The organism is Rhodococcus sp. P4_B6 (assembly GCF_056402215.1).
The window spans coordinates 1-12,905 of record NZ_JBFUHV010000058.1; the positions used below are offsets into that span (position 1 = coordinate 1).

The window sequence follows — 12,905 nt, forward strand, 5'->3', positions numbered from 1 at the left end:
GCGTTCGATGATGGTGGCGTTGGCCATGCCCGCGCCCTCGCACATGGTCTGCAGGCCGTAGCGTCCGCCGGTGGCCTCGAGGTTGTTGACCAGGGTGCTCAGCAGGCGGGTGCCCGAAGAGCCGAGTGCGTGCCCGAGCGCGATGGCGCCGCCCCACGGGTTGAGCTTGGCCGGGTCGGCCCCGAATTCGTGCGCCCACGCCAGCGGCACCGGCGCGAACGCCTCGTTGACCTCGTAGCGTCGATGTCGTCGATGCTCAGCCCCGACTTCGCGAGGATCTTCTTGGTCGCCGGGATCGGCGCGGTGAGCATGAAGACCGGGTCGTCACCGGCAACGGCGAACGAATGGAACCGGGCCCGCGGCGTCAGTCCCAGCTTCGACGCCATCTCCTCGCTCATGATCAGCGCCGCGGACGCGCCGTCGGTCAGCGGCGACGAGTTGCCCGGGGTGATGTGCCACTGCGCCTCGGGGAACCGGGCCGCGTACTTCTCGGAGTAGAACGACGACTTCAGCCCGGACAGTCCCTCGGCGGTGGTGGAGGCGCGCACGGTCTCGTCGGCGGTGTGGGTCACCGTCTCACCGGCGGCGTTGGTGACCGAGATCGGGACGATCTCCTTGTCGAACARRCCCTTCGACAATGCGTCGGCGGCCCGCTGATGCGACTGCGCGGAGAACGCGTCGAGGGTGTCGCGGTCGAACTTCCACTTGGCGGCGATCAGTTCGGCGGAGATGCCCTGGTTGACCAGTCCCTCGGGGTAGCGGGCGGCGATGCCCGGGCCGGACGCGTCCTGACCGATGGTCGTCGTGCCCATCGGAACGCGGGACATCGACTCCACACCGCAGGCGATCACGATGTCGTAGGCGCCGGCGATCACGCCCTGCGCGGCGAAGTGCGCCGCCTGCTGGCTCGAGCCGCACTGGCGGTCGACGGTGGTGGCCGGAACCGAATCCGGGAATCCGGCCGACAGCACCGCTGTCCGGGAGATGTTGAGGGCCTGCTCGCCGGCCTGCCCGACGCAGCCGCCGATGACGTCGTCGACCTGTGCGGGGTCGATGCCGTTGCGTTCGACAATGCTGCGGAGCACGTGCGCGAGCAGTTCCACCGGGTGCGTGCCCGACAGCGCACCGCCGGGCTTGCCCTTACCGGAGGCGAGGCGGACGACGTCCACGATGACAGCGTTCGTCATGGAATTCCTTTCGCGCCATTCACTTGTACTTGGTGACGGCGTGGGTCTCGGACAGACATGCATCCTGATTGAGTGTGGGGCTTGCCGGAGGCCGAGGGGCTCGTAAGAGTCCGGCGGAAGGTACCGCCCCCTGCCAGCACCCCGGCCTCCGGCTCGGCACCGCGTACGTCGTTCAGTTGACGTCCTGGACCTCGAAGGGATACGGCCGCGGCTCAGGCCACCACGGGGCCTTCTCGCGGGTCTTACTGATCGGTGACCGCAATGTGCCAACGGACTCGAGTTCGAGTTCCACTACGTCACCGGGTGAGAGTGTCTTGCCGAGTTCGAGTCCAGACCCGAATCCCAGAGTGCCGGAACCGATTATGTCGCCGGGCTGGAGGTAGTCGGCGATCGAGACATATGCGACCAATTCGGCGGGGGTGTACACCATGTCCTCGGCGACGCAGGAGGACCATAGTTCGCCGTTGACCCGCACGGATCCCGTCAATCCTTCGATGGACGAGACCTCATCCATGGTGGTGATCCATGGGCCGATGCCGTAGGCGAAGTCCTTACATTTCTGCGGGCCCATGCCGATCGCCATCTCTGCGCCCTGCACGTCTCGCGCGCTGAAATCGTTGAAGATCGTGATGCCGAAGACGTGGTCGAACGCATCGTCCGGCGTCAGATTCCGTCCTCGCCGGCCGACGATGTAGCCGATCTCGAGCTCGTAATCGAACGCGTCCGTGAAGTCCGGGTAGGGAATCTCTTCGTTGTGCCCGTACACCGTCGCGGTCGAGCCCTTGAAGTACCCCGGAATTTTGTAGATGTTCGGATTGGGCAGCGCGTGTGCGACCTTCTCACTGAAGTTGACGATGTGCTGACTGAAGGTCAGCCCATCCCGGATCACCGGGGAATCCACCGCTGCACACCACTGGACCTCGAGTAACGGCAGTGATGCGTCGTCCGCGGCTCCGAGTGCCTCGTGCGCAGCATCCAGAAAGACATCGCCGCCACCGATCGCGGCGGCCATGCTGGACGGAAAGATGGAGCGGGCAATCTTCGACGCGCGCTCCGGCTCCGCACCCGAGCGTTGCAGCGTCAGCGCATATGCCTGCGCCAGGTCGATCACCCTTTCGGTATCGGGCTGCACCGCGACGATTCGTGCGCGCGGACCGTCCGGGGTCGGTCGCACCACCCTGCCTAGCTTCATTGTGGCCTCCTAGTTTGTTCCGTAATCCTATACGATACGTCTCGAACCGCAATAGGTTTGATGACATCATCTACAACTCCGTTTCGGCGGGTTGCGGGATGAGAGAAGCCGGCGAAGTCCGCGGAGTGGGCGTCGGCAGTGTGGCGAAGGCACATGCACACATGGCGGCCAATGCTGCGCACAGGATGAGTGCTGCTGAGTACGTGCCGAGGGCATCAAACAACATCCCGATGAGCAATGGCGAGATGCCTGCCGCGATGACGAAGCCCGTGTACATCCAGGAATATGCTCGGGCGTATCCCGCGAGTGCGAAGTACCGAGCGGTGAAGAAGCCGATCATGTCGATCTCGCCGCCGATGGCCAGCCCCAAGGCAATGGCGGCGAGTGGAGCGAAAGCGACGCCTCCGACGATCAGGAAGCATGTACCGGCAGCACTCAAGGCGCAGACCCCTCCGGCAACCAGTCCCGGGCGGACATGATCGAGCAGAAATCCCACCATGACCCGACTTCCGATGACAGCGAATCCGATCAGGGACGCCAAGGTCGCGGCCTGCGACGGCTCCACATCCATCGACCGCAACATTGGAACGAAATGTGTGAGCAAGCCCGTGAAAGCGAATGACATCACGAAGAACGTGATCAACAATCTCCAGAAGCACCGGTCTCGACGAATCGCGGCGAAAGTCGAGCGGGCACGCACGGGAGCAGGCACATCGAGTTCAGTGCACTCGGCGAGGTCGTCGTCCTCCCCCGAGTGGCCGTTGCCGAGGGCTCTTTCAAAAAGGCGGGCACGGGAGCGATACCGCTCGCGGCGATCACAGCGAGCACAAGAAACCCTGCGCGCCAACCATATTCGACAATGACGCCATTGACGACGAGCGGAGCGACGGCCGCGGCGACACCGATCCCAGTCATCGCGAGTCCGAGGGCAAACCCGCGCGACTTGACGAACCACAGGCTTACCGTTCGCGTAAATCCGACCGGGCCGGATGCGCTGGCGAGGAAGCCGAGTGCGAACATGACCGCAAGGAAGACGGGGACGGTGTCGACGATTGTCGCGAGGGCAAGGTATCCGGATGCGAAGGACAGTTGCCCGAAAACAATGACTCTCCTCGTCCCGAAGCGGTCGATCGCGCGCCCCGTGCATACCGTTCCTGCTGCGACCCCCGCGCTGACCAGCAGCAGACCGAGACCGTACGAGGTCTTACTCAGTCCGATGGCGTTTTCGAGGTCGGCCGTGAACAAACCTATTGTGTACAGCAGCAATCCGGAGATGCCGACCGCCGACCCGAAGCCAGCGATGACGATAGTTGGCCATCCGCGCCGGATCTCTTCATTACTGACCATGGGCACACACCTTCGACAGGGAGGGAAATCGAGCATTGGTATTTCGAGACGAGCGGGGATCGCTTCGTGTAATTGGCGTCACATCGCCTGCGGGCTATCTCAACCTATCCCACGGAGTTCGTAAATTTCATGCACCCGTGGAACTTCCACGGTTGAACGGTAGAAGCTGCCCGCAAGGGATGGCGGAGGACCACGCCGAACCAGCGGCGCCGTTCGTTGTCGCTCCGTGGGCGGTCCGCGTGCCGCTGAGAGCTACCGAAGGTTCAGGTGCCGATCCGTCGAAGGCTCCGGTGCGGCGCGCTCGGCTCTCTCGAACCGCAGTTGAGAGCTGTTGTGGCAGCGGGTTTGCGAAACGCCGGGAGCGCAGGACTGTGCGCGGGTGCGACACGCGGGTGTGTCGTAGTTGGGCGGGGTGGTGCAGGGACTGTTCAGCCTGCGGAGATCGCGGCGGATCGCGCGGAGAGCGATTTGAGATCGAAGCCGGCCCGGGTCAGGTCGGTCAGGCTCGGCCGCCGCGGTGCGGACAGTACTTTGCGGGCGGCGAGGTGCACGGCGGGCTGGTTCACCGATTCGACGGCGACGAGGACGTCGTCGCGGAAGCGGAAAGTGGAGAACTTTCCGGTGGTGGGGTCGGTGGGGACAACGGTGCGATCGGTGGGACCGCCGACGCCGGCGATCTGGATCTTGCAGCTGCCTTGGTGGCTCCAGAACCACGGGAGGTCCTGGTAGCCGGTGGGGGTCCCGGTGAGTGTGGCCGCCAGGGCCCGGGCCTGGTCGACCGCGTTCTGCACCGATTCCCGCCGAACCCTGGTCCCGGCGTGTGTGCAGGGAAAGCTGACGCAGTCGCCGATCGCCCAGATGTGCTCGTCGCTGGTGCGTAGGAATTCGTCGACGTGGATGCCGTTGTCGATTCGCAGGTTTGCGGCGGCGGCCAGATCGGTCTGAGGGTCCGCGCCGATACCGATGACCACGAGGTTGGCGGGGAAGCGGCGGCCGTCGTGTCCGACGACGGCGGAGACACGTCCGTGGGCGTGTTCGATCGCCGACACCTGCACGTCGAATTGAAAGTCGATACCCGCGGCGCGGTGAGTGACGGTCAGCTGGTCGGTGGTGGCATAGGTCAGGGCGCGGGCGAGTGGCCGGGGACCGTATTCGACGACGGTGACGTCGATGCCGCGCCGGGCCGCCGCGGCGGCGAATTCGAGTCCGATGAAACCGGCGCCGATGACGACGGCGGCCGTCGCGTGGTCGAGGTCGTCGTGGAGGAGGGTGGCGTCGGCGGCTGTCCGCAGGTAGTGCACCCCGGGTCCCTGTGCGCTGGGAAGGGTGAGGCGTCGGTTGCGGGAGCCGGTGGCCAAAACAAGGTCGTCGTAGTGCATCCGGGTGCCGTCTGCGCACCCGATGGTGCGGGTGCGCGGGTCGATTCCGGTGACAGCGGTGCCGCGCCGCAGGTCGATCTCGTGATCGTGATAGAACTCGGTGCCACGCAGCGGCAACGGTTGCGGATCGCCTTCGGCGAGGTAGTCCTTCGACAGTGGGGGGCGTTGGTAGGGCAGTTCCGATTCGGCGCTGAGCACCGTGATCGGGCGATCGTGGCCGCGGGTTCGCAGGGAGTCGGCGAGCTGGATCCCGGCATGGCCCGCGCCGATGATGATCGTCGCGCTCATGTCAGATCTGGCTTTCCGGGAGATCGACCTCGAGACCGTCGAGGGTGGTGGTGACGAGGATCTGGCAACCCAGACGGGACCGCTGCGGGGCGCGGGCGGTGGCGGTGCAGTCGAGCATCTCGTCCTCGTCCTCGCCGACGTCGGGTAGATCCGTCAGATGCGCGGAGCGGATGTAGACGTGGCAGGTGGCGCACATGGCCTGTCCGCCGCATTCGCCGACAATGCCGGGGATCGAGTTGGTGACCGCGGCGCGCATCAGGGATGTGCCGTCGGGGACGTCGAGGACGTCGCTGCGACCGTCGGGCTGGTGGAAGGTGATTTTTGGCATGGAGGTCTCTCTCTTTTCTCAGTTGTCCCAGGTGACCGGGAGATCGGTCAGTCCTCGGAACACCCATCCGTCCCATCGGGTTTCGCGGGTGGTATCGACGCGCAGGGTGGGGAAGCGCTCGTAGAGCAGGGGCACCGCGATCTCTCCGACGGCGCTCTTGGCCGCCCAGTGGCCAGCGCATAGGTGGACCCCGCTGCCGAACGCCAGGTGTGGGCGGCGTGGGCGGGAAATGTCGAACACCGTGGGATCGGCRTCGAAGTAGCGTTCGTCGCGATTGGCGGAGCCGACCACCACACCGATGGCGGCACCGGCGGGCAGGCGCACTCCCCCGAGCACCACCGGGCGGGTGGTCTGGCGGGGGTACATGCCGATCGGCGACAGCCAGCGCGCGGTCTCGTCGAACACCGCCGGCCACAGCGAGCGGTCCACGGATACGTGCCGTTGCTGGTCCGGATGCCTCGACAGCGCCCACACCATGTTGGTGATCATGTGCTGCGGCTCGTTCATTCCCCCGGTGATGGTCAGTTTGACGTTCGCGGCCACCGCCTGCCGAGGCAGTCCGCTGCCGACCAGTGCCGAGGTCATCGACTCATTGGGATGCTTGTCGTAGAAGGGAATCAGGGCATCGAGCAGGGCGTCGACCTCGGTGCGGGCCTGCTCGCAGCGGACCCAGATGTCCGGATCGTCGAGCAGGTTGCCGGTGCCGGCGATGAAGGCATGAGACCACCGCCGCATGTCCTCGACATCGACATCCGGCAGCCCCAGCAGATCGATCAGGTTCTGTGATGCCACCGGTGCTGCGTAGTCCCGGTTCAGTTCGGCAGCCCCGGGACCGGCATCGGCAAGGACGTCCAGATAGGTACGCGCGTTGCGGGTGAACACCTCGGACCATACGGACTTGACCATCTTCGGACGCAGGGTGGGATTGATCGTCGATCGTTCGGACGCATGGTCGGGATCGTCCTTGCGCAGCATCGGATGCCCACCCAGCGCGCGCAGCATGGTCGCGCCGCTGCCCCCGACATCGGCGGTGTAGGTCTGCTGGTCGCACTCGATCTCGTGGCATTCGTGGTAGCTGGTGACCAGGTACTTGTTCACGGCCGGGACCCACGCCACCGGCGCCTCGTGGCGAAGACGCCGGTACGTCGGGTACGGGTCGGCGGCAAGTTCACCGGGCGCCACCCAGTCGACTTCGGGTGCCGGGGGTAATTCAGCCGGGTCGACGGTGCCTCTTTGCGGAAGTGCGCTCTCGCCGGCGGAGGCCGGGGCGTGGGTCACCGGACAGGACATTGGCCGCGTGGCTGCCGTGTCGGTCATGTCGTTCTCCATCTTGTGCGTGTTGTGCACCACATTGGGGTTGAGACTTAGTTCACATCACCGAGTAATTCTCGTAAAGTGATCAAAAATGGCAAATATCTTCAGTTGAACGGAAGTTTCAGATGGGTCAGCTCACCGTCCGCCAGCTCGAGTTGTTTTCCGCCCTCCCGCGATATGGGACGTTGTCGGAGGCTGCGGCTGCGTTGCACATATCCGAATCAGGTCTGTCACAGGCGGTTTCGGAGGTAGAGCGAATTGTGGGGGAGCAACTGTGCGTGCGTCGCAAGGCGAAGGGTTTGCAGCTGACGCCGGCGGGGCAGTACTTCGCCCATCGTGCGCGTCATCTCGTCGACGAAGTGTCCTCCCTCGTCGGTGATCTCGCTGCCACGCGTGGGGAGATCACCGGCCCCATTCGGGTCGGTTGCTATGTAGGGTTCGCCGCCACGGTGCTGCCGCCGGTGCTGGCGCACTTCGCAGGCGCACACCCGAAGGCCAAGGTCGGGGTCCGGGTCGGTGGGGACGACGAGCTGCTGCCGTCACTGGCCGACGGCACCTTGGACTTCGCGGTTCTGTACGACATGTTTCTACCCTCGGACCTCAACAAGCGGGTGGTGTACGAGACCGAGGTCATGGCCGTGCTGCCGGCCGACCATCGACTCGCCGACCGGATCAGCGTGGCCTTGCACGAGCTCGCCGAGGAACCTCTCGTTCTGCTCGACTCGGCGCCGAGCACGGCCAACACCCATCGAATCTTCGCCGAGCAGGGGGTACAACCCACTGTCGGCACCGCCGTTCCCACAATCGATCTCGTCCGGGCTCTGGTGGGGCGAGGAGTCGGATACGGCCTGCTCATGTCCCGTCCCAACTCTCCCGACACCACCTCCGAAGGACGACCCCTGGTGACGCGACCGCTCACCCCTCGTGCCGGCCGCACCAGCGTGGTCGCGACCTGGCCCCGGCACATGACCCTCAGCCCGCGGGCACAGGTCTTCCTCGATCATCTCGTGCACAGCTTGTCCCGGGCCGGGGAGTCATCGCATCAACACTCCGATGCGCCCGACCCGATGTCGGCGAAAGTCACTCCGTGAACCCGTCTCTCGTATACCCACTCCCCCGTCAGACGTGCTGCGCAGACCGCCGACATCTCTCGGACACGTGGACGCGGGTTCGCGCCAGTTTCGGTTCGGTGGCACCTGCAGCGTTCCCGGTGCGCCCCGGTGAATCGCAGAGTGCCACTGGCGCGCGCCGACCCAGCGCACACACGCCGCCGCGATCTGCACTCGAGGGCACGCCGGCCATTTTCTGCTTGCCTCGGCGGCGTCCATTCGACCGGTGTCCCGGATTCGGACCGTCAGAGCGGTTCGCAGCCGTCCTCGCGGTTGTGTATCGGCACGAGCCCGGCGGCCTGCAGCGGGCGGAGGTCGATCAGATCACCGGCCTCCGGTGCACCCTGGACGATCATGCCGAGGTCATCGCGCAGCTGGGCGAGCGCCCGAATGCCGATACCGGAGGGGGCCAGGGTCTGCGGCACCGCGGCGAGAGCAGAGGCGACCGCAGCCTGTCCGAACCCCGTGGCGAGCAGTTCTTGCTCGACCTCGGATGCCGCCGCCTGTTGCATCCACCGGTGGGCCGCGGCCAAAGCTCGGAGATACCGGACAATTTCGTCCATTTTTCCCGAGAGGACCTTTCGGGTGGACACGAKTCCGAGGCCGGGGTAGGACGGCACCAGTTCCGCTATCCGCATGGCAACGGTCATCCCCTGATCGCGGCCGATCTCGTCCAGCGGCGGCGCCAGGAGAGTCACGTCCGCCGTGTTGGCGATCAGTGACTCGAACCGTTCGCGCACGCCACCCACCTCGACGACCTCGTACTGGTCTTTCGTCCGGCCGAGCCGCGCCATCATCGAGTACGCGACGATGGCGAAGCCGTTCGTAGGGGCGTCGACCGCCAGACGAATCACGTCGAGACCATCGGTCGATAGCAATTTGGGCCGAAGCGTCAAGGCAAGATCGGTGGTCGTTTCGATCTGGGCTATCACCGCGATGTCCGAACCCGTTGCATTCCAGGCGAACAGGTTGTCTGTCGCGGTGATGCCGACATCCGCTCGGCCTTCGTCGAGTTCCCGGCGCTGTTCGTGGGAGGACCCCACCAATTTTGTCTCCACATCGACGCCCGCTGCGGCGAACAGCCCCCGATGCTGCGCCACCGCCACGACCGGGGGGACGACGAACACCGACTGCTGCACCGTCATCGACTGTGCCTCCGTGTGAGTTGTTTCGAAGCCCTCGTACATATCGCTACAGAAAGTGATTGTGATCCACATCGCATGGGGTTAGAGTACGGAAATCGATACGAGACGTCTAGTACAGCAAGGAGCTCACGTGTCTTGGGATTACGAAGTGGTGGTCGTCGGCGGCGGCCCCGTGGGGGTGGCCGCCCTCGCTCTTCTCGGCCAGGCCGGGATCTCAGCGATCGGGATCGAACGCGAAAGTAGCGTGTGGCCACAGGCTCGGGCGGTGCACTTCGATGGAGAGACCCTTCGCGCATTTCAAGCCCTCGGCCTGGGCGAACAGGCGATGGCTCGATGTAAGCCGATGACGGACTTCCGCATGGAGAATGAAGCACGCGAGACGCTGTTCTCACATCCAACGGGGAAACTCGGAACACAGGCATGGCATGACGACGTCATGTTCCATCAGCCCGACATTGAGGTACTGCTGCGCAGCGAGGTGGACCGCCAGGCCGGCGTGTCACTTCGCTCGGGGACCACCTTGACCGATCTGGAGCACATTGCCGACGGGGTTCGCTGTGTGGTCACAGACGCCGAGGGCTCTACGGAGACCCTCACCGCGCGATGGGTCATCGCAGCTGATGGGGCTACCTCGACGGTGCGGCGACTGCTCGATGTCCGGACCGAAAGCCTCGGTAGCGATGATCCGTGGCTGGTCGTTGACGGATTACTGGACGGGGAGCCTGACATCAGTGGCGACATGGTGTTCCTCGGTCATTACAGTCGGCCGGCACTGTGGGTTCGCCTTCCCGGCAAGCGGGTCCGGATGGAGTTCAAGGTCATGCCGGACGATGATCCCCAGGAGATCACCACCGCGGCCGCCATCGAGCGCATCAGCCACGGCGTTCTGCCGACGGACCGATTCACGCCGGACCGGGCCGCGATCTATACCTTCCGCGCACGGGTTGCCGAGCGGTGGCGTGCGGGCAATGTGTTCCTCGCCGGGGACGCCGCCCATCAGGCTCCGCCACTGTTCGGCCAGGGACTGTGCGCCGGCATGCGCGATGTCGCCAACCTGATCTGGAAGCTGAGTCTGGTCTCGCGGGGTCTCGCCGACGTGGACCTGCTCGACACCTACGAGAGCGAGCGGCGCCCGCACGCCCATTACTGGGTGGAGCAGGCGGCGACGATGGCAGGCATTCTGCAGACCACGGACCGCAAGACCGCCGAACATCGCGACGCCTACGTGCGCGCGAACCCCGGTGCATCTGCACCCCCGTCGCCGGCGCTCGGTCCCGGCTTGCATACCGCCGAACTCAACGACAGTGCGGGCCGACTTTCCCTGCAGCCCCGGCTGTCCGACGGAACACGCCTCGACGATCTGGTCGGCGTCCGGTTCCTCGTCGCAGCACCCGAGGACATGATCGCCGGGTTGTCACCACAGCTTCAGGGGGCGCTCACCGGTGATGGCGAGACCGTGGTGCTCACCGACCCGGAGACGTTCTCCGACCTGCTCGCCTCGGTGAATGGCAAGGCCGTGGTCCTGCGCCCGGACCGGTACGTGCTCGGTGTCGCCGACACGTGTGAGGAGCTCGGGCTACTGCTCGAACTCGTCCCCACCTTCAAAGCGGCGCTCGCCCCCGCCGTCCAGGCCGCGCCCCTGCCACAGTGACGAGCCCTTGCCCGTCACTGCCCTGAACTGGTACCCGAAGGAGATTTCCGTGTCATTCAGTCCGATCACCCACCTACGTCACGTCGACATAGCGGTCCCCGAATACGACAAGCAGGTCGCGTTCTACGGCAACAACTGGGGCCTGACCGATGTCGGCGGCGAAAGCAATTTGACGTACTTCGCGGCCGAAGGCTCGCCTGAGCAGTACATCGTGCGTGTCAGACGCGCCGACGAGAAGCGACTCGATCTCGTGTCGTTCGGCGCAGCAGACCCCAAATCCGTCGATCAGCTCGCCGACCGCCTCGGCGGTGCGAACGTCGCGCTGATCAGCGAACCCGACATCTTGCAGACGCCCGGCGGAGGCTACGGATTCCGGTTCTTCGACCTCGAAGGTCGCGTCCTCGAAGTTTCCGCCGACGTCGAGACCCGCACACACCGCAAGATCGAGGAACGTGAAGCCATTCCCGTGCGACTGTCGCACGTGGTTCTCAACTCGCCTGAGCCCGAGAAGATGTTGGCCTGGTACGTGAAGCACCTCGACTTGCGTCTCTCCGACACCCTCGTCCATCCTCACATGGGTGGGCTCATGTGGTTCCTGCGCTGTGGACCGCAGCATCACAGTATGGCGATCGCCCGGTGCCCCCATACCGCGCTCAATCACGTGTCGTTCGAGATGCGTGGGCTCGACGAATACATGCGCGGTAGCGGACGGCTCATTCGAGCCGAGGTCCCGAAGATCTGGGGACCGGGCCGACACCGCGCCGGCGACAACACCTTCACCTACTTCCACGATCCCAACGGCAACACGATGGAGTACACCACCGAACTCGAACTTCTCGACGAGGACACCTGGCACCCGAGCCTGTAYGACACCAGCGAACCGGAGACCTCCGATGAGTGGGGCACCGCCGACTCAATGAACGAATGGATCAGCAAGCAGATGTTCAACGATCCGGACAAGGGCCTGTTCCAGGCACCCCCGGTATAGGGGCCTCGCGTACCGACACCGCAGCCCGGGCTACCCGGGCACCCGCAAGGAGCCCTCCGGTCGCGTTCGCACCCCACGGTGACGACAGATGCGACCGGAGGGCCTCCGTCGGATTTCTCGCCCATCGATGCGGCGTACACACCGATTGCTCCGAAATTCGTCGCACCGAAGAGAACATCCGCAGTCACGACTGCCACAGACGTCACCGGAAGAATTTATGACAGACTCCGCCCGGGCCTTGTTCGTCCGAGCGAAGGGCTCTTCCAGCCACCGAGTATCAACGGACTCGAGATCGCCAACCGCATCGTCATGGGTCCGATGGCGGTCCTGCAGCAGCACAAGGGCGGACGTCCGAGCAGACAAACGATTGCGTTCCTCACCGAGCGCGCCACCGGCGTCGGCATGATCATCGTCGGAGGGTCAGCGGCCACGTCACGAGGAGTTGACGAGGCACCGTTCCGGCCACTGCTCCGTTTCGACTCCGACGATCTCATCCCCGACCTGGGGCGGTTCACCGCCGCCGTGCATTCCCACGGGACCGCGATCTTCTCCCAAGCCTTCGCCGGATTCGGGCGGATGGGAATGCCAGGCAAGGACCGGCCGATTCTCACCGCAAGCCCGAAGAACGTTCATATGACCGAGGACCGCCTCCCACCGGGAACCTCACCGGCGGGAGGCGGGGCAGTCGGCGATGTCCCGCTGTTCCTCAGCAGCACAACCGATCCGCAGACGGGTGCCGACGCGATCGTATCCGGCCACGGAGATGCTCTGATGCTTGCCCGGCAACTCCTCGCCGATCCCGAGTATGCCAACAAGGTGCGCGACGGAAGAATCGACGAGATTGTCATGGTGCGACCACCAAAACTCCTGCCTGCGGTGGCTGATCGACGTTCCCGTCCGCTGCCACCAGAACCTCCGCACGGGTCGGGAAGGGCGTGAGCCGGGTGCGCGGCCCCGCTCCCCCGCATCGTGAAACG

At 65.1% G+C, this 12,905-nt stretch carries 11 protein-coding genes and 1 pseudogene; 4 read left to right on the forward strand and 8 right to left on the reverse strand.

What is annotated here, in order from left to right:
- From AC1DWT_RS25245 to AC1DWT_RS25275, 7 genes and pseudogenes are all read right to left on the reverse strand, one after another.
- Positions 1-1,187 (reverse strand): annotated as a pseudogene (locus AC1DWT_RS25245) (thiolase family protein); the annotation flags it as partial.
- A gap of 172 nt (positions 1,188-1,359) precedes the next feature.
- Positions 1,360-2,379 (reverse strand): fumarylacetoacetate hydrolase family protein, encoded by a 1,020-nt coding sequence (locus AC1DWT_RS25250; RefSeq protein ID WP_095869852.1) that lies wholly within the window; start codon positions 2,377-2,379, stop codon positions 1,360-1,362.
- A 70-nt stretch (positions 2,380-2,449) separates the two neighbouring features.
- A complete protein-coding gene (locus AC1DWT_RS25255; RefSeq protein ID WP_259376145.1) occupies positions 2,450-3,091 on the reverse strand; it encodes an MFS transporter in 642 nt (213 codons plus the stop codon).
- Positions 3,019-3,726 (reverse strand): MFS transporter, encoded by a 708-nt coding sequence (locus AC1DWT_RS25260; protein ID WP_206016350.1) that lies wholly within the window; start codon positions 3,724-3,726, stop codon positions 3,019-3,021. The genes AC1DWT_RS25255 and AC1DWT_RS25260 overlap by 73 nt, the downstream gene beginning before the upstream one ends.
- Positions 3,727-4,154: 428 nt before the next feature.
- Positions 4,155-5,393, reverse strand: a complete 1,239-nt coding sequence (locus AC1DWT_RS25265; protein ID WP_095869850.1) for an NAD(P)/FAD-dependent oxidoreductase — start codon at positions 5,391-5,393, stop codon at positions 4,155-4,157.
- Between the two features lies 1 nt (position 5,394).
- Entirely contained in the window at positions 5,395-5,721 is a 327-nt protein-coding gene (locus tag AC1DWT_RS25270; RefSeq protein WP_095869849.1) for a 2Fe-2S iron-sulfur cluster-binding protein, read from the reverse strand.
- An 18-nt stretch (positions 5,722-5,739) separates the two neighbouring features.
- Positions 5,740-7,038, reverse strand: coding sequence for a cytochrome P450 (locus tag AC1DWT_RS25275; protein WP_241031736.1), 1,299 nt, complete (start codon positions 7,036-7,038; stop codon positions 5,740-5,742).
- A 122-nt stretch (positions 7,039-7,160) separates the two neighbouring features.
- Between AC1DWT_RS25275 and AC1DWT_RS25280 the strand changes: the two genes are divergently transcribed.
- On the forward strand, positions 7,161-8,126 hold the full coding sequence (locus tag AC1DWT_RS25280) for a LysR substrate-binding domain-containing protein (RefSeq protein ID WP_095869848.1): 966 nt from the start codon (positions 7,161-7,163) through the stop codon (positions 8,124-8,126).
- A 263-nt stretch (positions 8,127-8,389) separates the two neighbouring features.
- On the opposite strand, the gene AC1DWT_RS25285 is transcribed toward AC1DWT_RS25280, so the two are convergent.
- On the reverse strand, positions 8,390-9,289 hold the full coding sequence (locus tag AC1DWT_RS25285) for an ABC transporter substrate-binding protein (protein WP_477922659.1): 900 nt from the start codon (positions 9,287-9,289) through the stop codon (positions 8,390-8,392).
- A gap of 130 nt (positions 9,290-9,419) precedes the next feature.
- On the opposite strand from AC1DWT_RS25285, the gene AC1DWT_RS25290 reads away from it, so the two are divergent.
- The 3 genes from AC1DWT_RS25290 (at position 9,420) to AC1DWT_RS25300 (ending at position 12,867) form a co-directional block, all read left to right on the forward strand.
- Positions 9,420-10,940, forward strand: a complete 1,521-nt coding sequence (locus AC1DWT_RS25290) for a bifunctional 3-(3-hydroxy-phenyl)propionate/3-hydroxycinnamic acid hydroxylase (RefSeq protein ID WP_218835159.1) — start codon at positions 9,420-9,422, stop codon at positions 10,938-10,940.
- Positions 10,941-10,989: 49 nt separating this feature from the next.
- Positions 10,990-11,928, forward strand: a complete 939-nt coding sequence (locus tag AC1DWT_RS25295; RefSeq protein ID WP_095869999.1) for a VOC family protein — start codon at positions 10,990-10,992, stop codon at positions 11,926-11,928.
- A gap of 78 nt (positions 11,929-12,006) precedes the next feature.
- Positions 12,007-12,867: an oxidoreductase gene (locus AC1DWT_RS25300; RefSeq protein WP_095869845.1), complete on the forward strand. Its 861-nt coding sequence runs from the start codon at positions 12,007-12,009 to the stop codon at positions 12,865-12,867.
- Positions 12,868-12,905 lie beyond the last annotated feature (38 nt).

What these genes read in the sequence shown, in the direction of transcription:
- AC1DWT_RS25250 (WP_095869852.1), bottom strand. Translation starts at nt 2,379, where the DNA reads ATGAAGCTAGGCAGGGTGGTGCGACCGACCCCGGACGGTCCGCGCGCA.
- AC1DWT_RS25260 (WP_206016350.1), bottom strand. Translation starts at nt 3,726, where the DNA reads ATGGTCAGTAATGAAGAGATCCGGCGCGGATGGCCAACTATCGTCATC.
- AC1DWT_RS25265 (WP_095869850.1), bottom strand. Translation starts at nt 5,393, where the DNA reads ATGAGCGCGACGATCATCATCGGCGCGGGCCATGCCGGGATCCAGCTC.
- AC1DWT_RS25270 (WP_095869849.1), bottom strand. Translation starts at nt 5,721, where the DNA reads ATGCCAAAAATCACCTTCCACCAGCCCGACGGTCGCAGCGACGTCCTC.
- AC1DWT_RS25280 (WP_095869848.1), top strand. Translation starts at nt 7,161, where the DNA reads ATGGGTCAGCTCACCGTCCGCCAGCTCGAGTTGTTTTCCGCCCTCCCG.